We start from the raw sequence: 22,633 nt of genomic DNA, 5'->3' as shown, positions 1-22,633 counted from the left end.
CCCGGTTATCCACAGCCCCCGGCACCCCCGCCGCCCGGCTCGTATCGTGGCCGCATGAACATCTGCGTCTTCTGTTCCGCCGCCGACCTCGACGACCGCTATGTCCTTCCCGCCCGCCGGTTCGCCGAGTTGATGGGTGAGGGCGGGCATGCGCTGGTCTGGGGCGGTTCGGACACCGGCCTGATGAAGGTCATGGCCGACGGGGTGCAGCAGGCCGGCGGGAAGCTGATCGGCGTCTCCGTGGAGTTCCTGGCGCACAAGGCGCGTGCGGGGGCCGACGAGATGGTCGTCACCAAGGATCTCGCCGAGCGGAAGGCGCAGATGCTGGCGCGCGCCGACGCCATCGTCGTCATGGTCGGCGGGATGGGCACCCTGGACGAGGCCACCGAGATCCTGGAGCTGCGCAAGCACGGACTGCACACCAAGCCCGTGGTGCTGCTGAACACCGCCGGTTTCTATGACGGGTTGCAGGAGCAGTTCCGGCGGATGGAGTCGGAGGGGTTCTTGCCGATGCCGCTCGTCGACCTGGTCTTCTTCGCGGCGGACGGCGCCGGCGCGCTGGCGTACCTGGCGGAGCGCGCGGGCGACGGTGCTTGAACGCGCCGTTCCGACGACCCCCGCGCTCCCCTGGCCCCGGCCGCTCCCACTCCCCTATCCGGCCCGCTCCCGCTCCACTGTCCGCCCGCTCTCGCTCCGCTCTCCGTCCGGTCTCCCTCCACTCCGCGGCGTCCCGTCCCCCGCTCGTTAGGATCACCCCATGGGTACGCACTTGATCACGGGCGCAGGGTCGGGCATCGGAGCGGCGGTCGCACGGCGGCTCGCGGAGCGCGGGGAGGACCTGTGGCTGCTGGCGCGCAACGCGGTCCGGGCGAAGGAGCTGGCCGAGCAGTTCCCCGGCGCCCGCACGCTCGTCGGTGACCTCGCGCACCCCGAGAAGCTGTCGTGGGCCTTCGGGCAGCAGCCGCTGCCGGACCGTATCGACTCCCTGGTGCACAGCGCCGGCGTGATCGAGCTGGGCGCGGTCGGCGATCTGCCGGCCAAGGCCTGGCAGCGGCAGCTGGCCGCCAATCTGGTCGCGCCCGCCGAGCTGACCCGGATGCTGCTGCCGCTGGTGCGCGTCGCCAAGGGCCATGTCGTCTTCGTCAACTCCGGTGCCGGGCTGAGCGCGCGCGCCGAGTGGGGCGCCTACGCGGCGAGCAAGCACGGTCTGAAGGCGCTGGCCGACTCGCTGCGCGCGGAGGAGCACGACAACGGGATCCGGGTGACGTCGGTCTACCCGGGGCGCACGGCCACGCCAATGCAGGAGAGCACCCACCGGCAGGAGGGCAAGGAGTACGACGCGTCCCGCTGGATCGACCCGGAGTCGGTGGCGACGGCCATCCTCACGGCCCTCGATCTGCCGCGGGACGCGGAGCTCAACGACGTGTCGGTGCGGCCGGGCCGCTAGCCGCCGCGTTCGGGGCCGGGGTGCCGCAGACCGGAGCAGCGATGACCGGCCGGACCGGCACGCGCACCCGTGCGTGAATCGGACCGGCACGCGCACCCGGCCGTGAACCGGACCGGCACGTGCACCGGCCGTGAAGGGCGGGCGTGAAGACCGGGCCCGCAGGGCGGCCGCGGCCCCGCGCCGCCCGTCCCGCCGCACTGCGGCCGGTGCGTCGCCGCATACCCTGCCTGGGTGAGTGAGAACAGCACGCAGAAGTGGGCCGCGGGCGCGGCGACCGGGGTCGGATCGATGCCGGGCGGTGACGCGCGGGAAGCGGCGAAGACCGTCACCGGGTCGCTGGAGGCCTTCCCCCACCTGCCGGAACTCCCGGCCCGGGGGCCCGGCGCCGACATGATCGGGCGGACCCTCGGGATGCTCGTCGAGGTCTACGGCCATGTGGAGCCCAGCGGCTGGCGGATCAGCGACCGGCCGGGCCGCGACACCCGGCGCGCCCACTCCTGGCTGGGGGAGGATCTCGACGCCCTGGAGGAGTTCACCCAGGGGTACGAGGGGGCGCTGAAGGTCTCCGCGGTCGGCCCGTGGACCCTGGCCACCGCCCTGGAACTGCGGGGCGGCGAGGCGGCGGTCGGCGACCCCGGGGCCTGCCGGGATCTCGCGGCGTCCCTGGCGGAGGGGCTGCGCGGCCATCTCGCGGACGTACGGCGGCGGGTGCCGGGCGCCCAGGTCGTGCTGCAGCTCGACGAGCCGTCGCTGACGGCGGTGCTCCAGGGGCGGGTGAAGACCGCCAGCGGCTACCGCACCCACCGGGCCGTGGACCGCTCGATCGTCGAGGGCGCGCTGCGCGATCTGGTCGCGGTGGCGGACGGCGGCCCCGTGGTCGTCCATTCGTGCGCCCCCGAGGTGCCCTTCGGGCTGCTGCGGCGCGCCGGTGTCGCGGGGATCTCGTTCGATTTCTCGCTGCTCACCGAGCGTGAGGGGGAGGCGGTCGGGGAGGCCGTCGAGGGCGGGACGCGGCTGTTCGCTGGCGTGGTGCCGGGCGTGGACGGTCCATTGTCAGACCCTGCCGGTAGCGTCATGGGTGTCAGGACGCTGTGGCGCAGGCTGGGGCTGACGCCGGGGACTCTGAGCGAGTCCGTGGTGATCACTCCCGCGTGCGGGCTCGCGGGCGCTTCGCCCGCTTATGCCCGCTCCGCGCTTGCGCACTGCGTCCGGGCGGCGAGATCACTCGCAGACAACCCTGAGTGACCGCACTCAAGGACCACGGGAGGACAAGACGGTGGCTGGCGAACAGCACGCAGCGGAATCCGACGTGCCCGCGGCGGCGCGGGAGAAGCACGCGCAGCTCGCTGAGCAGATCGAGGAGCACCGCTTCCGGTATTACGTGAAGGACGCCCCGGTCGTCAGCGACGCGGAGTTCGACCGGCTGCTGCGCTCCCTGGAGGCCCTGGAGGACGAGCATCCCTCGCTGCGCACCCCTGATTCCCCGACCCAGAAGGTCGCCGGCGCGTACGCCACGGAGTTCACCGAGGTCGAGCACCGCGAGCGGATGCTCTCGCTGGACAACGCCTTCGACGACGAGGAGTTGGCCGCCTGGGCCGAGCGGCTCGCCGGTGAGCTGGGCGGCGACCCCCGGAGCGCCGGCTACCACTTCCTGTGCGAGCTGAAGGTCGACGGCCTGGCGGTCAATCTCACCTACGAGCAGGGCCGGCTGACCCGCGCCGCCACCCGCGGGGACGGCCGGACGGGCGAGGACATCACCCCCAACGTCCGCACGATCGCCGAGATCCCGCACCGTCTGACGGGCGAGCGGGTCCCGGAGCTGGTCGAGGTGCGCGGGGAGGTCTTCTTCCCGATGGAGAAGTTCCTGGAGCTCAACGAGCGGCTGGTCGCCGAGGGCAAGCCGCCGTTCGCCAACCCCCGTAACGCCGCGGCCGGTTCGCTGCGGCAGAAGGACCCCAAGGTCACCGCCGGCCGCCCGCTGCACATGGTCGTCCACGGCGTCGGCGCCCGCCAGGGCCTGGAGATCGACCGCCAGTCGCAGGCCTACGACCTGCTCAAGGAGTGGGGCCTGCCGACGGCCACGCACAACGAGGTCGTCGACTCCCTGGCGGCGGTACGCGCGTTCATCGCCCACTACGGCGACGCCGAAACCCGCCGTACGGCCGTCGAGCACGAGATCGACGGCGTGGTCGTCAAGCTGGACGAGATCCGGCTCCAGGGGCGGCTGGGCTCCACCTCGCGCGCCCCGCGCTGGGCCATCGCCTGGAAGTACCCGCCGGAGGAGGTCAACACCAAGCTGGTCGACATCCGCGTCGGCGTCGGCCGTACGGGCCGGGTCACGCCATACGCCGTGGTCGAACCGGTGACGGTGGCGGGCTCCGAGGTGGAGTTCGCCACGCTGCACAACCAGGACGTGGTCAAGGCCAAGGGCGTGTTCATCGGCGACACCGTCGTGATCCGCAAGGCCGGTGACGTCATCCCGGAGATCCTCGGCCCGGTGGTGGATCTGCGGGACGGCAGCGAGCGGGAGTTCGTGATGCCGGCCGAGTGCCCCGAGTGCGGGACGGCGCTGCAGCCCGCCAAGGAGGGGGACATCGACCTGCGGTGCCCCAACGCCCGCGCCTGCCCCGCCCAGATCCGCGAGCGGCTGTTCTACCTCGCCGGCCGCAAGTGCCTGGACATCGAGAACTTCGGCTATGTCGCGGCCACGGCCCTCAGCCAGCCGCTGGAGCCCGCGGAGCCGCCGCTGAAGGACGAGGGAGATCTTTTCGGCCTCGACATCGAGCAGCTGCTGCCCATCAAGTCCTATGTCCTGGACCCCGATTCGGGTCTGCCCAAGCGGGATCCGAAGACCGGCGAGGAAAAGGTTGTCACCTTTTTCGCCAATCAGAAGGGCGAGCCGAAAAAGAACGCGCTGGCCATGCTGAAGAACATCGAGGCGGCCAAGCAGCGCCCGCTGGCCCGCGTCATCACCGGCCTGTCGATCCGGCACGTGGGTCCGGTGGCCGCCGAGGCGCTGGCCCGGGAGTTCCGCTCCCTCGACCGCATCAGGGACGCCGACGAGACGGAGCTGGCCGCCGTGGACGGCGTCGGGGCCACCATCGCCGCCTCCCTGAAGCAGTGGTTCGCCGTGGACTGGCACCAGCAGATCATCGAGAGCTGGCGCGCCGCCGGTGTCCGGATGGAGGAGGAACACAAGGGCGACGAGGGTCCGCGGCCCCTCGAAGGCGTCACCGTCGTCGTAACGGGCACACTTCAGTCACACACCAGAGATGGCGCGAAAGAGGCCCTCCAGAACCTCGGAGCGAAGGTGACCGGTTCCGTTTCGAAGAAGACCGGATTCGTAGTGGTGGGCGACAACCCGGGTTCGAAGTACGACAAGGCCATGCAGTTGAAGGTCCCCGTGCTGGACGATGACGGCTTCGCGGTGCTGCTGGAACAGGGTCCCGACGCGGCACGAGCGGTAGCTGTCACTCCGCCTGAGGAGGAGTGAGGTGTCATTCCATCGGCGCATACCAGATTGATCCGCGACGCCTGGTCGCATTCGGGCAACCGTCACCGATCGCTGCCCGAGGCGGCCTTCCGCGGCCTACTGTTGAGGAGTGCGCCTGCCGTGGCGCGGGCACAGCCGGCTGTGAGAGGGATCGGAATGAAACCGACCGACAGCGCCGCTCCGGCGTCGCGGCTCCGGCTGCTCGTCGTGCCCGCGCTGCCCGCGACCATCGTCACCGCGGCGGGCCTCGCGCTCGCCGCGGGCGTCCTCGTCAACCTCGGTGAAGGCGACGCACTGTTCCCCGGCGGCTCCATAGGCTGGTCGCTGGCGCTCCTCACCGGCATCATCGTGGGCCATCTGGTCGCCCTCGGCCGGGACCGCTGGTGGGGCGGCACGGGCTCCGGCGCCGCGCTCGCCCTCGCCGTCCTGCTGCTGTTCGGCTGGGTGCCCGCTGCCCTCGTCAGCCTCTCCGTCGTCGTCCTGGTCGGCGCCGCGCGCCGCCACCGCTGGCGGCAGGCCGTGGTGCACGGCGCCGTGGACGTCCTCGGCATCGGCGCCGCGGCGCTCGGCCTCGCCGCGTTCGGGGTGGCCTCCAGCGTCCGCCACCCGTGGTCGCCGGCGTCCTGGAACCTCTCCGTCCTCCCCGAGGTCGTCGTCACCGCCGCGAGCTATCTCGCCGTCAGCCGCGGGCTGCTCTGGCTCAGCCTCACCCCGCGCACCGGCCAGCTGCCCGCCATCCCCCGGACGGCCGTCGTACGCCAGGCACTCGTCGGCATCGCGCTGCTCGGCATCTCCCCGCTGATCGCCGTCTGCGCCGTCCACGCCCCGCTGCTGCTGCCGCTGTTCGCGGTCCCGCTGATCGCGCTGGACTCCACCCTGTGGATAGCCCGCGCCCGCGCCGAGGAGCAGCTGCGCGACCCGCTCACCGGCCTGCCCAACCGCCAGTGGCTGCTGGAGCGCACCTGGACCGCGCTGGACGACGCCGAGCGCGTCAACGCCCGCTCCGCGCTGGTGCTGATCGACCTGGACCGCTTCCGCTCCGTCAACGACACCCTCGGCCACCTCGCCGGCGACCGCCTGCTGCTTCAGATCGCGGACCGGCTGCGGCACGCCCTGCCGCGCGGCGCCGAGGCCGCCCGGCTCGGCGGCGACGAGTTCGCCGTCCTGCTGCCCACCACCGACTCCCTCACCAGCGCCCAGCGGGTCGCCCGCCATCTCGTCGCCGCCCTGGGCTCGCCGCTGGACCTCGACGGGCTGACCCTCGTGCTGGAGGCCAGTGCGGGCGTCGCGGTCTTCCCCGACCACGCTCTGGACGCCGAAGGCCTGTTGCGCCGCGCCGATGTGGCGATGTATCAGGCCAAGCGGGACCGCAGCGGCGTCGAGCTGTACGAGGCCAAGCGGGACGGCAACACCCCCGACCGGCTCGGCCTGTTGGGCGATCTGCGGCGCGCCCTGGACGCCGGCGACGTCGAGCTGCACTACCAGCCCAAGGTCGGTTTCGACGGCCATGTCGCCGGGCTGGAGGCACTGGTCCGCTGGGTGCACCCGGACCGCGGCAGGGTCCCACCGGACGAGTTCATCGCCATAGCCGAGTCCTCCGGGCTGATGCCGCGGCTGACCGAATACGTCCTGGAGACCGCGCTCGCCCAGGTGGCGCGCTGGCGCGCGATGGGGCTGGAGGTGCCGGTCGCGGTCAACGTCTCCCCGCGCGATGTGCACTCCCCGGGCTTCGCCGGCGCGGTCGCCGCCCGGCTCGCCCGGCACCGCGTCCCACCGGGCGCCCTCCAACTGGAGATCACCGAGCATGTCCTGCTGGAGGATCCGCAGCGGGCCGCCGACACCCTCGCCGGGCTCACCGCGCACGGCGTGAAGATGTCCCTCGACGACTTCGGCACCGGCTACTCCTCCCTGGTCCATCTGCGGCGCCTGCCGGTCAGCGAGCTGAAGATCGACCGCTCCTTCGTGGCCCGGCTGGCGGTCGACACCGAGGACGCCGAGATCGTCCGCTGCACCCTCGACCTCGCCCACTCCCTCGGCCTCCTGGTCGTCGCGGAGGGCGTCGAGGACGACGAGACCTGGGAGCGGCTGCGCGACCTCGGCTGCGACGCCGTACAGGGCTGGCTGGTGGCCGCCGCGATGCCACCGGACGAAACCACGGCCTGGCTCAGAGCCCGCGGTGAACGCGGCTGGCAGCGTGAATCGGAGACGGCCGCCCTTGCGGCGGAGAAGGCCGCCGAGCGCCCTTCGGGACAGGTCCTGAACTGACCCGGCCACCGGCCGTCCCACTTCCCCGCTCCGAAGAACACCCCGAAACCACCGCCGACGCCCCCGTGGAAGCCCCCGCCGAAGCCCCCGTGGAAGCCCCCACGGAGGGTCCGCCGCCGCACCCGGCGCCGCCGCACCCGCTGCCGCAGCTCCCGCCCGGCCGAAGCGATCAGCCCACCGAGCCCACCGAGCCCGCTGAGCCTGCCGAGCCCACCGAGCCCGCCCGTGACGAGTCCGTCCCCGACGATCCCGGGGCCGACGATCCCGAGGACGGCCGACCGTAGACCGCCCCACCCGGCGGCATGGCGGCGGCCACGGCCCCGCAGCGGACGAGCCCGACGAGGACGCCGCCCGGGCCGCGGGCACACCGGCCCGGAGCCCGGCCGTGCCCTGCCCCGGACGGCGGCCACCACCCGCGCCGCGGCGGCCCCGCCCGCCCCGCGGGAAAGCCCTGCGCGATTCCCCTGCGGTACGCAATAGGATTGGCCCGCGTATACCGCTACAGCACTATCGCCACAGCCAAGAAACACTCCGAGAACCCAGCAGAGGATCGCTGCATGCCTGGCATCACGCGCGAGGAGGTCGCCCACCTCGCCCGGCTGGCACGTCTGGAGCTGCAGGCCGAAGAGCTCGACCACTTCGCCGGACAGCTCGACGACATCATCGGCGCGGTCGCCCGCGTCTCCGAGGTCGCCGACCAAGACGTACCGCCGACCTCCCACCCGCTGCCCCTGACCAACGTCATGCGGCCGGACGAGGTCCGTCCGTCGCTGACCCCCGAGCAGGCGCTGTCCGGCGCCCCGGCCCAGGAGCAGCAGCGTTTCAAGGTGCCGCAGATCCTGGGGGAGGAGTGACCGTGAGCGACGCGCGCGCGGCCGCCGGGCCGCACTCGACCGCGAAAGCCGCACCTCTGCGCCGCGCGGGCGGAGAAGCGAACGAAGAAGCAAGGGCCATGGCAGACCTGATCAAGCTCACCGCCGCCGAGATCGCGGCGAAGATCGCCGCCGGCGAGGTCACCGCCGTCGAGGTGACCGAGGCCCACCTGGCCCGTATCGAGGCCGTCGACGAGAAGGTGCACGCCTTCCTGCACGTCGACCGCGAGGGCGCGCTCGCCCAGGCCCGCGCCGTGGACGACAAGCGCGCCCGCGGCGAGCAGCTCGGCCCACTGGCCGGCGTCCCGCTCGCGCTCAAGGACATCTTCACGACGGAGGGCATGCCCACCACCGTCGGCTCGAAGATCCTCGAAGGCTGGCTGCCGCCGTACGACGCGACGCTGACCAAGAAGCTCAAGGCCGCCGACGTCGTCATCCTCGGCAAGACCAACATGGACGAGTTCGCCATGGGGTCGTCGACGGAGAACAGCGCCTACGGCCCGACCGGCAACCCCTGGGACCTCACCAAGATCCCCGGCGGCTCCGGCGGCGGCTCCAGCGCCGCCCTCGCCTCGTACGAGGCCCCGCTCGCCATCGGCACGGACACCGGCGGTTCCATCCGCCAGCCCGCGTCCGTCACCGGCACGGTCGGCGTCAAGCCCACCTACGGCGGCGTCTCCCGCTACGGCATGGTGGCGTTCTCCAGCTCCCTGGACCAGGGCGGCCCCTGTGCCCGTACGGTCCTGGACGCGGCGCTGCTCCACGAGGTCATCGCCGGCCACGACCCGCTGGACTCCACCTCCATCGACGCGCCGGTCCCGCCGGTCGTCGAGGCGGCCCGCAACGGCAGCGTCGAGGGCATGCGGGTCGGCGTCGTCAAGCAGTTCCGCGGCGAGGGCTACCAGGCCGGTGTCATCCAGCGCTTCGACGAGTCCGTGGCGCTGCTGAAGGAGCTGGGCGCCGAGATCGTCGAGCTGGACTGCCCGTCCTTCGACCTGGCGCTGTCCGCGTACTACCTGATCGCGCCCTCGGAGTGCTCCTCCAACCTGGCCCGCTTCGACGCCATGCGCTACGGCCTGCGGGTCGGCGACGACGGCAGCAAGTCCGCCGAGGACGTCACCGCCCTCACCCGTGAGGCCGGCTTCGGCGCCGAGGTCAAGCGCCGGATCATCCTCGGCACGTACGCGCTCAGCTCCGGCTACTACGACGCGTACTACGGCTCCGCCCAGAAGGTGCGGACGCTGATCACCCGCGACTTCGAGAAGGCCTTCGAGCAGGTCGACGTGATCGTCTCGCCGACCACGCCGACCACCGCCTTCCCGATCGGCGAGCGCGCCGACGACCCGATGGCGATGTACCTCGCCGACCTGTGCACGATCCCCACCAACCTGGCGGGCAACGCGGCGATGTCGCTGCCCTGCGGCCTGGCGCCCGAGGACGGGATGCCGGTGGGCCTGCAGATCATCGCCCCCGCCATGGCCGACGACCGGCTCTACAAGGTCGGTGCCGCGGTCGAGGCCGCGTTCACCGACAAGTGGGGTCACCCGCTGCTAGAGGAGGCACCTGCACTGTGAGCGCCATGACCAAGAAGGCCAAGAACTTCAAGAAGTCCAAGGGCGGTCTGTACCTGTCGATCGGCAGCACCGCGTTCGGCGCCATCAGCGTCGCGAAGCAGGCGAAGCTGGCCCGTCAGGAGAGCGACACGCTGCGGCTGGTCGACGCCGCCGTCTCGGCCGCGGCGATCGTCACCGGCCTGGCGATCCTCTACCGCGAACTGAAGCGCCTGGGCGACGACGACGTCCTGCTGGGCTGAGAGGGAAAGTTTCACCGTGACTGTCACTGACCTGGTGTCGTACGAGGACGCCCTCGCGACGTACGACCCCGTCATGGGCCTGGAGGTCCATGTCGAGCTCGGCACCAAGACCAAGATGTTCTGCGGGTGCTCCACGACCCTCGGCGCGGACGCCAACTCGCAGACCTGCCCCACCTGCCTGGGCCTGCCCGGCTCGCTGCCGGTCGTCAACGCGATCGGCGTCGAGTCCGCGATCAAGATCGGCCTGGCGCTGAACTGCTCCATCGCCGAATGGTGCCGCTTCGCCCGGAAGAACTACTTCTATCCGGACATGCCGAAGAACTTCCAGACCTCCCAGTACGACGAGCCGATCGCCTTCGACGGCTACCTCGACGTGCAGCTGGAGGACGGGGAGATCTTCCGGGTGCACATCGAGCGCGCCCACATGGAGGAGGACACCGGCAAGTCCACCCACATCGGCGGTGCCACCGGCCGCATCCACGGCGCCCGGCACTCCCTCCTGGACTACAACCGCGCCGGCATCCCGCTCATCGAGATCGTCACCAAGCCCATCGAAGGAGCGGGGTCGCGGGCCCCCGAGGTCGCCAAGGCGTACGTCGCCGAGCTGCGCGAACTCATCAAGGCGCTCGGCGTCTCCGAGGCCCGGATGGAACAGGGCCAGATGCGCTGCGACGTGAACCTGTCGCTGCGCCCGCAGGGGACCGAGACGTTCGGTACCCGGTCGGAGACCAAGAACGTCAACTCCCTGCGCTCCGTGGAGCGTGCGGCCCGCTTCGAGATCCAGCGGCATGCCGCGGTGCTCTCGTCCGGCGGCACGATCCTCCAGGAGACCCGGCACTTCCACGAGGAGGACGGCTCCACCACGGCCGGCCGCATCAAGGACAACGCCGAGGACTACCGCTACTTCCCCGAGCCGGACCTGGTGCCGGTGGCCCCCGCGCGCGAGTGGGTCGAGGAACTGCGCGCCGCGCTCCCCGAGCTGCCGCGGCTGCGCCGCAACCGGCTGCGCGAGGAGTGGGGCATCTCCGAGCACGACATGCAGTCGATCCTCAACGCGGGCGCGGTCGACCTGATCACCGCCACCGTCGACGCCGGCGCGGACTCCGCCTCGGCCCGTAAGTGGTGGATGGGCGAACTGGCCCGCCGCGCCAACGAGGACGGCATCGACCTGGCCGCCCTGCCGATCGCCCCCGCGCAGGTGGCCCGGGTCACCGCGCTGGTCGCCGACGGCTCGCTCAACGACAAGCTGGCCCGCCAGACCATCGAGGGCGTGCTGGCCGGCGAGGGCGACCCGGACACCGTCGTCGAGAAGCGCGGCCTGAAGGTCGTCTCCGACGAGGGTGCCCTGGGCACCGCCGTCGACGAGGCCATCGCCGCCAACGCCGCCATCGCCGACAAGATCCGCGGCGGCAAGGTGGCCGCGGCCGGCGCCTTGGTCGGCGCGGTCATGAAGGCCACCCGGGGCCAGGCGGACGCGGCCCGCGTCCGCGAACTGATTCTGGAAAAGCTGGGCGTCGAGGGCTGACCCCCACCACCTCCCGGCAGTACCGAAACGGTCGTCCCTCTTCGGAGGGGCGGCCGTTTCGTCGTACGGCCACCCGAGTGGCCCGGCTGAGTGGCCCGGTCGAGGGGCCCACCCGGTCGGCCCGGCCGGGGAATGCCGGGGCGGGTCGCCGTGCTGTGATCTACAGGCAGCCCCGTCCGCCGTCCGGATGCGGCCGGGGCCTCGCCCTCACTTTTCAGGGAGGAACGGTGCAGCACGAATCTCTCGCCGCGCGGATCGGGCGGGTCGGGGTCTGGCACGGTGGGCTCGGCCGGGTGCCGGCCGCCGTCGCGCGACGGGCCGCGGCCGAGATCGAGCAACTGGGGTATGGCGCCCTGTGGTTCGCGGAGACGCCGGTCAACGAGTCGATGAGCCAGGCAGCCCTGTTGCTGGCCGCGACCGAGCGGATCACCGTCGCCACCGGCATCGCCAACATCTGGGTCCGGGACGCCTCCGCCGCGCACGCCGGGGCGCGGGCCCTGGCCGAGGCGTACGACGGGCGCTTCCTGCTCGGCCTGGGGGCGAGCCACGCGCCGCTGGTGGGTGCGCGCGGGCACGACTACGCCAAGCCGCTGGCGGCGATGCGGGCCTACCTCGACGCGATGGACGAGGCCCCGGACGACGGCCCGACGGCCGCTGCGGCGCCGGGGCGTGTGCTGGCGGCCCTCGGCCCGAAGATGCTGGAACTGGCCCGGGACCGGACGGCCGGCGCCCACCCGTACTTCGTCACCCCCGAACACACCGCCCGCGCCCGGGAGATCCTCGGCGCCGGCCCGCTGCTCGCGCCCGAACAGGCCGTACTGCTGGAGTCCGACCCCGCGACGGCCCGCGCGCTGGCCCGCGCACACCACACCCGGTTCTACCTCCAGCTGCCGAACTACACCGGCAATCTGCGCCGACTCGGCTTCGGTGACGAGGACTTCGCGGACGGCGGCAGCGACCGGCTGGTGGACGCGATCGTGGCATGGGGCGACGTGGACGCCGTACGACGACGCGTTCAGGAACACCACGACGCCGGAGCGGACCACGTCGCCCTCCAGCCCTTGGCGGCGGACGGAGGCCTGGGGATCGAGCAACTGCGGGAACTGGCACCGGTGTTGCTCGAATCCTGACGGCGGACGGACGGGTTCGGTTGGAGGGGCGCTGCCCGTTGTGCGTTACTCGGGCGGCGTGTCCTTGTGGCTGATGGCCAGGTAGCCGACGAGGAGGGCGATCGGGGCGATGAGGGCCAGGGTGACCGGGCCGGTGCCCCAGCCGAGGCCGCCGTGGGTGGTGGAGACGCCCATCCAGTCGGCGAAGGAGGCGCCCAGGGGACGGGTCAGTACGTAGGCCCACCAGAAGGCGGCGACGGCGTTGAGGCCGAGGAAGCGGCCGGCGAGTGCGGGGACCGCGATGAGGGCGGTGAACAGGATGCCGGAGGGCAGGTAGCCCCAGCCCAGGGTGCCCGCGGTGAGGTCGCCGACCGCGGTGCCGAGGGCGAAGGTGGTGAGCACCGTCGCCCAGTAGAAGGTCTCGCGGCGGCGGGTGCGGACGCTGTGGATGGACAGGGTTCCCTCCGACACGTACCAGGCCGTCAGGAGCGCGGCGAGGCCGAGGGAGAAGGCGATGACCGAGACCGTGTAGGGGATGCCGGCCATGACGTGCACGACATCGGCGGCCATCGTGCCGAAGACGCTGACCATGACGATGGCCGACCAGTAGACCCAGGGCCGGTAGCGGGTGGTCCGGAACTGGAGGACCAGCAGGGCCACCAGCCCGGCCAGTCCGAGGGTGCCTGCCGGTATCGGCCCGAGCGTCCGGCCGAGGTAGTCCGAGGCGGTCTCGCCCATGCCCGTGGTGAGTACCTTCACTCCCCAGAACAGGGCCGTGACCTGCGGTACCTTGCTCCAGCCCGGACCGGGTCCACCCTCGGGCACGGGGGTGCGGGACCCCTCCCCGCCCACCGGCCGTGTCAGCGCCTCGCTGCTCGGCTGCGCCATCGTCCTGTCCGCCCTCCCGGCGCGGTGCGCCGTGTCGGCAACCTTCTGCATGTCGGATGCCGGGCAGCCGGCCACGCGTGAGCGGCCGCGACATCGCCCGGCTTTCGTCTACAGGACTGTAGACGATGAGGCGGGGGTGATGGAGGGAGGGTCGCGTCGTGACGGAGTGTGTGTGCGCAAGGGCCGTCCGTCGCCTCGGGGGTGGCCCGCCGCGGTCCGCATCCGGGGATGTCGTCGCGCGCGACACTTCAAGCGGTCGCGGGGCTTCCCGTTGGCACACTCGACGGGTGACCGGAGTGGCGACTGTTGGTGCAGTGGCTGCTGATGAAGACCGGCGGTGCGGACGGCAGGGGCTTGTCGCGCACGTCGGAGGTAAGGGATGAAGGGCGCATTTTGTCCTCTGCGGGGATGAGCGAAGACGGCGGCAAGGCGACTCGGAAGGGTGCTGGCGGGCCGCGGAGGAACTGGCGCCTTTACGGGATCACCGCCGTGGGCTTCGGGTTGGTCTGCGCGGTGGCGGCGGCGGTCGGCCAGGTCGCCCGCGCCCATGAGGGGACCGCGGTGAACGCGCCGAAGGGCGCGGTGGGGCCGAGCGGCGGGACGAAGCTCGACCTGCCGGACCGGCCGACCGTGCCGGTGACGCTCACGGTGTACGAGGACCCGCGCAGCCCGCAGTCCCGGGAATTCGCCCAGCGGTACGCGGACACGTTCGCCCGGCTCCTCGCGTCCGGCCAGCTCCAGATCAACCACCACCTCGTCACGCAGAGCGACAAGCAGTACGGCGGGAGCGGGGCGGCGGAAGCGGCCGCGGCGGCCGCCTGCGCGCAGGACCAGGGTCGGCTGGCCCCGTTCATGGAGCAGATATGGCAGCACCAGCCCGCTCCCGCCCATGACGCGCTGAAGGACCGCAAGCTGCTGTCGGACCTGGCGAAGAAGGCCGGCAAGATCAATCACGACACCTTTGAGCTGTGTGTCGACCGCAACGAGCGAAAGGGCTGGGTCGCGGAGTCGCAGTCCGCGTTCGCCGCCGCGGGCCTGGGGGAGGTTCCGGTCGTCCGGATCAACGGCCGCCCTCTTCCCGTCCCCACTGCCCAACTGACGCCCGGCAAGCTGACCTCCCTGGTGAACGCGGAGGCACGGCGCGTCGCCGCGGCGGCCGCGCCGTGATCCGCACGCCCCGGCCTCCGGGGACGGCCGCGCGCGGGGCGGGCCGCTACGGCAGGCCGTGCACGTGCGGGCCGACCGCGTTCGACCAGGCGTTGCCGTTCGCCGCGTCCCAGTTGGTCGACCAGGTCATCGCGCCCCGCAGGTCCGGGTAGGTCCTGGCCGGCTTGAAGGAGCCGCAGGAGGTGCCCTGGGTGAGGCAGTCCAGGGCGGCATTGACGACGGACGGGGCGACATAGCCGCTGCCCGCGCCCCGGGGGGAGGCGGGCAGGCCCAGGCCCACCTGGGAGGGGGCGAGGCCGCCCTCCAGCTGGATGCAGGCCAGGGCGGTGAGGAAGTCGACGGTGCCCTGCGCGTAGACCTTGCCGTCGCAGCCGAGCATCGAACCGCTGTTGTAGTACTGCATGTTGACGACGGTGAGGATGTCCTTCACGTTCAGCGCGGTCCGGAAGTAGCCGGCCGAGGTGGACTGCATGTCGAGGGTCTGGGGTGCCATGGTGAGGACGAGGTGGCCGCCCGCCTTCTGGGAGAGCGAACGCAGCGCCTGGCTCATATAGGTCGGGTCGAGGCCGTTCTCCAGGTCGATGTCGACGCCGTCGAAGCCGTACTCCTGCATGAGGGCGTAGGCGCTGTCGGCGAAGTGGGCCGCCGAGGCGGCGTCGTTGACGGAGATGGTGCCGCGCTCGCCGCCGATGGAGAGGACCACCGACTTCCCCGCCGCCTGCTTGGCCTTGATGTCGGCCTTGAACTGGTCGACCGTGTAGCCGCCGAGGCCGGCCGAGTCGAGGGAGAACGTCACGGCGCCCGGGGTGCTCGTCGCGTCCGCGAAGGCCACCGCGATGATGTCGTACCCGGAGGGCACGTCGCTGATCTTCTGGACGGTCGCGCCGTTGTTGAAGTTCTGCCAGTAGCCGGTGACCGCGTGCCGGGGGACGGACGGGGAGCCGCCGCTTCCGGAGGGGGCCGTGGTGGCCGTGATCTGCGCCGAACGGGCCGATTCTCCGGCGGCGTTGGTGGCCGACACCTGGAAGCGGTAGGAGGTGGCGGCGGCCAGGCCGGTGACCGTCGCGGACGCCCCGCTCACCGCCGCGTACCGGGTGCCGTCGCGGTAGACGGTGTAACCGGTGGCGCCGGGGACCGGGGTCCAGGACAGCGCCACGGAGGACGGGGTCACCGCGCCGGCGGTGAGGCCGCCGGGCGCGTCCGGGACCTGTGGCCCGGGGTCGGTGCCGCCCCCGCCGTCGGGCCCCAGGACGCTGAAGTCGTCGGCAAAATAGGCGGGTTGCCCGTACCAGCCGTGGGTGTAGACGGTGACCGAGGTGGTCCCGGGGCCGGTGGTAAAGGTGGTGCTGAGCTGCTGCCAGCCGGTGGCCGACGGGGTCCAGGTGGAGACGTCCGTGCTGCCGGTGCCGGAGGCGCCCAGGTAGACGTAGGAACCCTGGACGTAGGCGCTGAGGGTGTAGGTCGAGCCGGGGCGGACGGCGACGGTCTGGGAGCAGGTGGCGTTGTCGGCGGCGGTGGGGGTGGCCCGGAGGGCGCCGCTGCCGCTGTGGACGGGTGAGCCGACGGTGCTGCCGCTGCCCGCGGAACAGGTCCAGTCGCTCAGGCCGGATTCGTAGCCCGCGTTCCGGGCGGCGTTGACCTCGGCGGCGGTGGCCGGGGCGGAGCCGGCGAGGGTGGCCGCGGCGGCGGCGAGGGCGGTCAGCGCCGCCGTGAGCAGGCGTCTGCGGCGGGGTGGGCGGGGGTGCGCGGTGCGAGGCATGGCGGTCTCCAGTGCCGAAGGGGGAAACACGGGGAGAGCTGCTGCGAGACGGTGGCCACCGCTTCTGGCCACAGAATGGTTCAGACCAATTGGGCGGTCAAGGGGTCCGGCGCGCGGGGGACTTGGGTGGTGCGCCGCCGTCCTCCCTCTGGGCCGCGCGGAATCGGCCATATCCGGTATCCGGTGCAACAGGCCCTGAAAGAAGCAAAGTTGGCCTCCCGTATGCCTGTCCTCCGGCGGGTCCGTCCGCTACCGTCCCCGTCGCCGCGTCGCACCGGGACGGGCGGGTGCGCGGCGCGGGCCGTCGACTGGGAGGTCGGGAGTGGCAGCGGAGTGGTCTCGTAGACGGGTACTGGGAGCGGCGGCGGGGGCGGCGGTGGCCGGCTCGCTGCTGCCGCCGTCGTTGCAGCGGGCGCTGGCGGCCGACGCGGCACGGCCGGCGCGGGGCGGGGAAGGTCCGGCGGACATCCGGCACGTCGTCGTGCTGATGCAGGAGAACCGTTCCTTCGACCACTACTTCGGGACGCTGCGCGGCGTCCGCGGCTACGCCGACCGCAACGCCGTCGAACTTCCCGGCGGCCGCAGCGTGTACGAGCAGCCGGGGCTGCTGGGCCTGGGCACCGTGCTGCCCTTCCCGGTGCGCGCGGCGGCCGCCGCGCAGAAGAAGGACCTCCAGTACATCGGGGCGCTGGACCACAGCTGGCTCGGCGGGGCGGTGGCCTGGCACGGCGGCTGGATGAACGGCTGGGTCACCGCCAAGACGGCCGCCACGATGGCGCATTACGACCGGCAGGACATCCCGCTCCACCACGAACTGGCCGACACCTTCACCGTCTGCGACGCCTACCACTCCGCCATCCACTCCTCCACCAGCCCCAACCGCAACCACCTGGTGAGCGGCTGGACGGGCTTCGAGCCCAGCGGCGCACGGGCGGTGGGCAACGACGCCTACGAGGAGGACACCCACACCGGCTACACCTGGACCACCTACCCCGAGCGACTGGAGAAGGCCGGCCGCAGTTGGCGGGTCTACCAGGAGTGGGACAACTTCACCGACAACAACCTGGAGTTCTTCGCCGGCTTCAAGGCGGTCGCGAGGAAGGCCCTGGGGAAGGCGGACGGGGTGCACACCATGACCGCCTTCTATGCCAAGGCGGCCGGCGCGGACGAGGCCGGGCGGGCCCGTCTCCAGGCGCTGCTGGAGGAGGGCGTGGCGGGCCTGGACCGCGGCGAGCGGAGCCTGTTCGAGCGGGCGCTGCGGCGCGGCGCGCCGGGCAGCACCGCCACCGCCTTCGCCGCCGACGTGGCGGCCGGCACGCTGCCCGAGGTGTCCTACCTCGTCCCGTCCGCCGCCGATTCCGAGCACCCCGGGGCGTCCTCCCCGGCCGCGAGCGCCACCCTCGTCTACCGGGTGCTGGACGCCCTCGGCGGACACCCGGACGTCTGGCGGCACACCGCCCTCTTCCTGACCTACGACGAGAACGACGGGTTCTTCGACCATGTGCCGCCGCCGGTGCCGCCGCCCGGCACGGACGGGGAGTTCTGGCAGGGGCTGCCGACCGGGCTGGGCATCCGGGTGCCGATGCTGGTCATCTCGCCTTGGTCGGTGGGCGGCTACGCCTGCTCGCAGGTCTTCGACCACACCTCGATCACCCGGTTCCTGGAGCGCTGGACGGGGATCGCGGAGCCGAACATCAGCGCCTGGCGGCGTACCGTCTGCGGGGATCTGACCACCGCCTTCGACTTCTCGCGCGGGCGCCGGCAGCCGGCGGTGCACCGGCCGGGCGCGGTCCCCGAGTTCACCGGGCGCTGGTCGCCGTGGCCGCCGCTGCACCAAGCGCTGCCCCGGCAGGAGCCCGGCAGCCGGCCGGCCAGGGCGCTGCCCTACCAGCCGGACGCCGACGGCGGCTTCGACCCGGGCGCGGCGGTCTTCCGGCTGGCCGTGCGCAACGCCGGGCGGGCCTCGGCGCACCTGGCGCTCTATCCGTACGCGAAGGAGTGGGACGCGCCGCAGCATCGCGAGGTGCACGGCGCGGGCGAGTGGGATGTCCCGGTAAAGGGTGGTACCTACCAGTTCACCGTGACCGGACCGAACGGCTTCCGGCGGGAGTTCGCCGGGACGGCGCGGGGCGCGGCCGCGGCCCTGGGCATCGCCACCCGGATCGACGCCGCGCGGCGCACCCTCCACCTGACCGTCACCAACCCCGGCCGCGCCGCGCTGACCCTCACGCTCGGCCCGCTGGCGTACGGGGAGGCGGCGCCGCGCACCGTGACGGTGCGGGCCGGCGCCGTGCGCACCGTCGCCCACGACACCCGGGACGCGCACGGCTGGTACGACCTCGGCCTCACGGTCGCCGAGGACGCGTCCTTCCACCGGCGGCTGATGGGGCACCTGGAGAACGGGGAGGAGTCGGTCACCGGCTGAGGGGCGGGTGCCTGCCGGGCGAGTGGCTGCCCGGCAGGCCCGGACGCGGCGAAGAGTTCCCGCTTTCCCCGTCTGTGGGGAAGTCCACAAAGCCGTCAAAGGATCTTTTCGGGCTGCGACCCTGCTCGGAACAGGTCCGAACAGGTGGGACGGGCCCTCTCCGGAGGCGCCCGGCAGGCCGCTGCCGCCCCGCCGTTCACCGCTGCTCTTTGCCGCTCTTTCACTTCATCGTTCATCCGCGCTCGGCACCACCCGTCCTCGGGAGAGATCGACGCACGACCCGGGAAGCAGACGAGGTCCGTGACCGCTCTGGCTCGGTGGTGCCTCCGGCGCCGCATCGTGGTGCTGCTGCTGTGGCTCGCCGCGTTCGCGGGGGTCGCCGTCGCAGCGGGGCTGACGGGGTCCGCGTACTCCAACAACTACGAGGTGCCCGGGACCGAGTCCAGCCAGGCCTCCGCGCTGCTGGCCAAGGAGTTCCCCGGGCGGTCCGGCGACAGCGATACCATCGTGTGGCACACGGACTCCGGGACGGTGCGCTCCGGCGCGGTCACCAAGACGATGACGCACACTCTGGAGAAGGTCGCCCGGCTGCCCGGCGTCGCCGAGGTGCGCAGCCCCTACGACCGGCCCGCGGCGGGCGCCTCCCACGCGGCGGGCGGGCGGCAGATCAGCAAGGACGGGCGCACCGCCTATGCCTCCGTGGTCTTCGACCGGTCCACCGACGAGCTGGACGCCGGGCAGGTCCGCACGGTCGTCGACACCGCGCGGCGCGCGTCCGGCGACGGCCTGCGGGTCGAACTGGGCGGCGCCGGGATCGCGGTGACCGAGGCGCCGCACGCCCAGCTGCCGGAGATCATCGGGCTGTGCGCCGCGGCCGTGGTGCTCTTCCTCGCCTTCGGATCGCTCGCCGCGACCTTCCTGCCGATCCTCACCGCGGTGGCCGCCGTCGGCACCGCCTCGGCCGGCATCGCGCTGCTCAGCCATGCGATGACCGTCGCCGACTTCGCCCCGATGCTCGGGATGCTGATCGGCCTGGGCGTCGGCATCGACTACGCGCTCTTCATCGTCACCCGGCACCGCAAGGGCCTGCGGGCGGGCCTGTCCGTCGACGAGGCCGCCACCCGCGCCGCCGCCTCGTCCGGGCGCGCGGTCGTCTTCGCCGGGGCCACGGTCTGCATCGCCCTGCTGGGCATGCTGGTCCTGCGGCTGAGCTTCCTCAACGGCGTCGCGCTCGCCGCCTCGCTCACCGTCGTCCTGACCGTGGCCGCCTCCGTCACCCTGCTGCCGGCGCTGCTCGGGCTGATCGGGACGCGGGCGCTGAGCCGCCGCGAGCGCCGGCAGCTGGCCGCGCACGGACCGCGCCGCGAGAAGGCCTCCGGCATCGCCGCCCGCTGGTCCGGCTTCGTCGAACGGCACCCCAAGCTACTGGGCCTGACCGCGGCCGTCGTCATGCTGGTCCTGGCGCTGCCCGCCTTCGGCCTGCATCTGGGCACCTCCGACCAGGGCAACAACCCGGCCACCTCCACCACCCGCAAGGCGTACGACCTGCTGGCGGGCGGCGGTCCCGGCGCGCACGCGGGCAGCGGCTTCGGCCCCGGGTTCAACGGGCCGCTGACGCTCGTCGGCACCCTGGACGGCGCCAAGGACCGGATCGCCTTCGACAAGCTGCCGCACCGGCTGCGCGAGGTGCCCGGCGTCGCCCAGGTCAGCGGCCCCGAGTTCAACGGCGGCCGCGGCACCGGCGTGATCACCGTCGTGCCGGACAGCTCGCCGCAGTCGCGGCAGACCTCCGACCTGGTGGCCCGGCTGCGCGGCGAGGTGCTCCCGGAGGCGGCGCGCGGGACCACGCTCCAGGTGCGGGTCGGCGGCATCACCGCCAGCTACGACGACTTCGCCGGGATCATCGTCGGCAAGCTGCCGCTGTTCATCGGCATGGTCATCGCCCTGGGCTCGGTGCTGCTGCTGTTCGCCTTCCGCAGCATCGGCGTCCCGGTGAAGGCCGCGCTGATGAACATCGCCGCGGTCGCCTCGTCGTTCGGGATCGTCGTCGCGGTCTTCCAGTGGGGCTGGGGCAGCGAGCTGCTGGGGCTGGGCAGCGCCGGGCCGATCGAACCGTTCCTGCCGGTCATCATGGTCTCGGTGCTCTTCGGGCTGTCCATGGACTACCAGGTCTTCCTGGTCTCCCGGATGTACGAGGAGTGGCAGCTGACCGGCGACAACCGGCGGGCGGTACGGGTCGGCCTCACCGAGACCAGCCGGGTGATCAACTCGGCGGCGGTCATCATGATCGCGGTGTTCGGGGCCTTCATCCTCAGCGGTGACCGCACCATCGCCATGTTCGGCATCGGCCTGGCCGCCGCCGTCGCCCTGGACGCCTTCGTGCTCCGTACGCTGCTGGTGCCCGCCCTGATGCATCTGCTGGGCGGCGCGAACTGGTGGCTGCCGTCCTGGCTCGGCCGGTGGCTGCCCCGGATCAGCATCGAGCCACCGCCGGAGCAGGCCGCCGCCGGGCACCCGCGGGACGGCGAGAAGCCGCTGGTGGAAGCCTGAATCAGGGCCGCCGGCCGCGCCGCGGCGGACCGCCCGGACGGCGCGCCGCCGCCCGTCGGCCGCCTCCCGGAGCCGTTCTCATCCGACTCTCAGACACGGCACCTACGGTCGCGCCCATGGGAACGACCAGGACGACCGAAAAGCGAACCGACGAGACGACCGTGCCGGCCCAGACGGCCACGGGGACCGACGCGGCGACGGACACTGCTGCGATCCCGGAGACCACCGAGGCGGAAGCGGCCGCGAAGGCCGCCGCCAAGGCGGACGAAGAGCCCGATGACAACGCGGCCCTCGCCGAGCAGGACGAGGACAGCGAGCGGGACGACGAGGAGGCCGACGGGGGCGTGGACGGGAAGGCCGCGCCCGCCGGGGCCACCGGCACGGTTGCCGCCGGCGCCGGTGCCGTGGTCGCCGCGGGGCTCGGCCTCGCCTCCGTGACCGGCACCTGGCTGGGCACCCTCATGGCCGAGCGGCAGAACGTGATGGGCCAGATCAACCTCCAGGCCGGCAAGACCAGGGACCAGATCGCCGCCATGTACGGCACGCCCTGGCACACCACCGCGCTGGTCAACGGCCTCTTCGCGCTGCTCGCCGTGATCGCCGCCGTGGTGGTGCTCACCGGCCGCCGCGCCACCTGGGTGCGGGCCGTGGCCTGGGGCGGGCTGGCGCTCGGCGTCCTGGGGATCCTGATCTCCGCCGGCATGTACTTCGACCTGTTCGCCGGCATGCCCGCCGTCCCGCAGGGCGCCGGAGCAGGAGCCGGAGCCGGCGGCGGCCCCGCGGCCCCGTAAGGAGCCATGGCCCACGGGCCGCCGACGGAAGACCCACCGGTTCTGCCGGTGGGTCTTCGCCGTTTTCCGGGGGTCGGCGCCAGTGGCCCGCAGGCCGCGCCCGCCATCGGTTCCCGGGCGCCCTAGGGCACGCACCCGTCCTCCCTAGGCATCCCCGCGGCTCCCGGCGCCGGATTCTAAGGACCGTGCCGGCGCGGAGATCGGGAACCTTCCCGATGTGGCGGGCCCCCCTTGGCGACGAGGCTGGGGGTACCTCGGCAAGCCGTCGAGGCAGCACCCCAGCACCTCACCGTCGTCAGGGAGACACCATGTACCGCTCCGAGCTGGAGATCCGGGTCCGTCACGAAGAGCTGCGCCGCGCGGCCGACCGGCAGCGCCTGGCGCGCTCGGCGGTGGCCGGCCGGGACACCGCCGCCCGCCCCGGGGGCGACGAACCCGAACGGCCGGTGAGGGCACGGGACCGGTGGGCGCGGATCCGCCGCGCCACCGCCTGACCCGGCGCCGCCCGTGACGCCCACCGCGCCGGCCG

At 72.7% G+C, this 22,633-nt stretch carries 17 protein-coding genes; 15 read left to right on the top strand and 2 right to left on the bottom strand.

Annotation, left to right across the window (positions count from 1 at the left end; translation table 11 throughout):
* The first annotated feature begins 54 nt into the window (after positions 1 to 54).
* The 10 genes from IEY78_RS19755 to IEY78_RS19710 all read left to right on the top strand — a co-directional run bounded on the left by IEY78_RS19755 (position 55) and on the right by IEY78_RS19710 (position 12,545).
* Positions 55 to 597 carry an LOG family protein gene (locus tag IEY78_RS19755; protein ID WP_189100107.1) on the top strand — a complete coding sequence of 181 codons (543 nt, stop codon included), beginning with the start codon at positions 55 to 57 and terminating at the stop codon, positions 595 to 597.
* Between the two features lie 160 nt (positions 598 to 757).
* Positions 758 to 1,447 (top strand): SDR family oxidoreductase, encoded by a 690-nt coding sequence (locus tag IEY78_RS19750; RefSeq protein ID WP_189100105.1) that lies wholly within the window; start codon positions 758 to 760, stop codon positions 1,445 to 1,447.
* 231 nt (positions 1,448 to 1,678) lie between these two features.
* Positions 1,679 to 2,692 (top strand): methionine synthase, encoded by a 1,014-nt coding sequence (locus IEY78_RS19745; protein WP_189100103.1) that lies wholly within the window; start codon positions 1,679 to 1,681, stop codon positions 2,690 to 2,692.
* 31 nt (positions 2,693 to 2,723) lie between these two features.
* Positions 2,724 to 4,940 (top strand): NAD-dependent DNA ligase LigA, encoded by a 2,217-nt coding sequence (gene ligA, locus IEY78_RS19740; protein WP_189100101.1) that lies wholly within the window; start codon positions 2,724 to 2,726, stop codon positions 4,938 to 4,940.
* Between the two features lie 156 nt (positions 4,941 to 5,096).
* Positions 5,097 to 7,205, top strand: coding sequence for a putative bifunctional diguanylate cyclase/phosphodiesterase (locus tag IEY78_RS19735; RefSeq protein WP_189100099.1), 2,109 nt, complete (start codon positions 5,097 to 5,099; stop codon positions 7,203 to 7,205).
* 557 nt (positions 7,206 to 7,762) lie between these two features.
* On the top strand, positions 7,763 to 8,059 hold the full coding sequence (gatC, locus tag IEY78_RS19730; RefSeq protein WP_189100097.1) for an Asp-tRNA(Asn)/Glu-tRNA(Gln) amidotransferase subunit GatC: 297 nt from the start codon (positions 7,763 to 7,765) through the stop codon (positions 8,057 to 8,059).
* 98 nt (positions 8,060 to 8,157) lie between these two features.
* Positions 8,158 to 9,651 carry an Asp-tRNA(Asn)/Glu-tRNA(Gln) amidotransferase subunit GatA gene (gatA, locus tag IEY78_RS19725; protein WP_189100095.1) on the top strand — a complete coding sequence of 498 codons (1,494 nt, stop codon included), beginning with the start codon at positions 8,158 to 8,160 and terminating at the stop codon, positions 9,649 to 9,651.
* 5 nt (positions 9,652 to 9,656) lie between these two features.
* Positions 9,657 to 9,890: a hypothetical protein gene (locus IEY78_RS19720; protein WP_168484043.1), complete on the top strand. Its 234-nt coding sequence runs from the start codon at positions 9,657 to 9,659 to the stop codon at positions 9,888 to 9,890.
* A gap of 16 nt (positions 9,891 to 9,906) precedes the next feature.
* Positions 9,907 to 11,415: an Asp-tRNA(Asn)/Glu-tRNA(Gln) amidotransferase subunit GatB gene (gene gatB / locus IEY78_RS19715; RefSeq protein WP_189100093.1), complete on the top strand. Its 1,509-nt coding sequence runs from the start codon at positions 9,907 to 9,909 to the stop codon at positions 11,413 to 11,415.
* Between the two features lie 227 nt (positions 11,416 to 11,642).
* Positions 11,643 to 12,545 (top strand): LLM class F420-dependent oxidoreductase, encoded by a 903-nt coding sequence (locus IEY78_RS19710; protein WP_189100091.1) that lies wholly within the window; start codon positions 11,643 to 11,645, stop codon positions 12,543 to 12,545.
* Between the two features lie 45 nt (positions 12,546 to 12,590).
* Here IEY78_RS19710 and IEY78_RS19705 read toward each other — a convergent pair whose 3' ends face one another.
* A complete protein-coding gene (locus IEY78_RS19705; RefSeq protein WP_189100089.1) occupies positions 12,591 to 13,412 on the bottom strand; it encodes a COG4705 family protein in 822 nt (273 codons plus the stop codon).
* 489 nt (positions 13,413 to 13,901) lie between these two features.
* Here IEY78_RS19705 and IEY78_RS19700 point away from each other — a divergent pair, with 489 nt between their 5' ends.
* Positions 13,902 to 14,579, top strand: coding sequence for a DsbA family protein (locus tag IEY78_RS19700; RefSeq protein WP_229700059.1), 678 nt, complete (start codon positions 13,902 to 13,904; stop codon positions 14,577 to 14,579).
* A gap of 46 nt (positions 14,580 to 14,625) precedes the next feature.
* Here the strand turns inward: IEY78_RS19700 and IEY78_RS19695 are convergent, their stop codons facing one another.
* Complete coding sequence (locus IEY78_RS19695) at positions 14,626 to 16,338, bottom strand: chitinase (protein ID WP_189100087.1); 1,713 nt, start codon at positions 16,336 to 16,338, stop codon at positions 14,626 to 14,628.
* A gap of 322 nt (positions 16,339 to 16,660) precedes the next feature.
* Between IEY78_RS19695 and IEY78_RS19690 the strand changes: the two genes are divergently transcribed.
* The 4 genes from IEY78_RS19690 to IEY78_RS19675 all read left to right on the top strand — a co-directional run bounded on the left by IEY78_RS19690 (position 16,661) and on the right by IEY78_RS19675 (position 22,598).
* Positions 16,661 to 18,763: a phosphocholine-specific phospholipase C gene (locus IEY78_RS19690; protein WP_189100085.1), complete on the top strand. Its 2,103-nt coding sequence runs from the start codon at positions 16,661 to 16,663 to the stop codon at positions 18,761 to 18,763.
* A 300-nt stretch (positions 18,764 to 19,063) separates the two neighbouring features.
* Positions 19,064 to 21,313: an MMPL family transporter gene (locus IEY78_RS19685; protein ID WP_189100083.1), complete on the top strand. Its 2,250-nt coding sequence runs from the start codon at positions 19,064 to 19,066 to the stop codon at positions 21,311 to 21,313.
* A gap of 116 nt (positions 21,314 to 21,429) precedes the next feature.
* Positions 21,430 to 22,104 (top strand): hypothetical protein, encoded by a 675-nt coding sequence (locus IEY78_RS19680; protein WP_189100081.1) that lies wholly within the window; start codon positions 21,430 to 21,432, stop codon positions 22,102 to 22,104.
* Between the two features lie 308 nt (positions 22,105 to 22,412).
* Positions 22,413 to 22,598: a hypothetical protein gene (locus IEY78_RS19675; protein ID WP_189100079.1), complete on the top strand. Its 186-nt coding sequence runs from the start codon at positions 22,413 to 22,415 to the stop codon at positions 22,596 to 22,598.
* The last annotated feature ends 35 nt before the right edge of the window (positions 22,599 to 22,633 follow it).

Source organism: Streptomyces kronopolitis, assembly GCF_014646275.1.
GTDB classification, from domain to species: domain Bacteria; phylum Actinomycetota; class Actinomycetes; order Streptomycetales; family Streptomycetaceae; genus Streptomyces; species Streptomyces kronopolitis.
The sequence above is the reverse complement of the archived record's forward strand: the minus strand, read 5'-3'. Positions and strand labels throughout refer to the sequence as shown.

Excerpts from the sequence above, each read along its gene's own strand:
- IEY78_RS19755 (WP_189100107.1), top strand. The coding sequence starts at position 55 with ATGAACATCTGCGTCTTCTGTTCCGCCGCCGACCTCGACGACCGCTAT.
- IEY78_RS19750 (WP_189100105.1), top strand. The coding sequence starts at position 758 with ATGGGTACGCACTTGATCACGGGCGCAGGGTCGGGCATCGGAGCGGCG.
- IEY78_RS19735 (WP_189100099.1), top strand. The coding sequence starts at position 5,097 with ATGAAACCGACCGACAGCGCCGCTCCGGCGTCGCGGCTCCGGCTGCTC.
- gatC (WP_189100097.1), top strand. The coding sequence starts at position 7,763 with ATGCCTGGCATCACGCGCGAGGAGGTCGCCCACCTCGCCCGGCTGGCA.
- gatA (WP_189100095.1), top strand. The coding sequence starts at position 8,158 with ATGGCAGACCTGATCAAGCTCACCGCCGCCGAGATCGCGGCGAAGATC.
- IEY78_RS19720 (WP_168484043.1), top strand. The coding sequence starts at position 9,657 with ATGACCAAGAAGGCCAAGAACTTCAAGAAGTCCAAGGGCGGTCTGTAC.
- IEY78_RS19705 (WP_189100089.1), bottom strand. The coding sequence starts at position 13,412 with ATGGCGCAGCCGAGCAGCGAGGCGCTGACACGGCCGGTGGGCGGGGAG.
- IEY78_RS19695 (WP_189100087.1), bottom strand. The coding sequence starts at position 16,338 with ATGCCTCGCACCGCGCACCCCCGCCCACCCCGCCGCAGACGCCTGCTC.
- IEY78_RS19680 (WP_189100081.1), top strand. The coding sequence starts at position 21,430 with ATGGGAACGACCAGGACGACCGAAAAGCGAACCGACGAGACGACCGTG.
- IEY78_RS19675 (WP_189100079.1), top strand. The coding sequence starts at position 22,413 with ATGTACCGCTCCGAGCTGGAGATCCGGGTCCGTCACGAAGAGCTGCGC.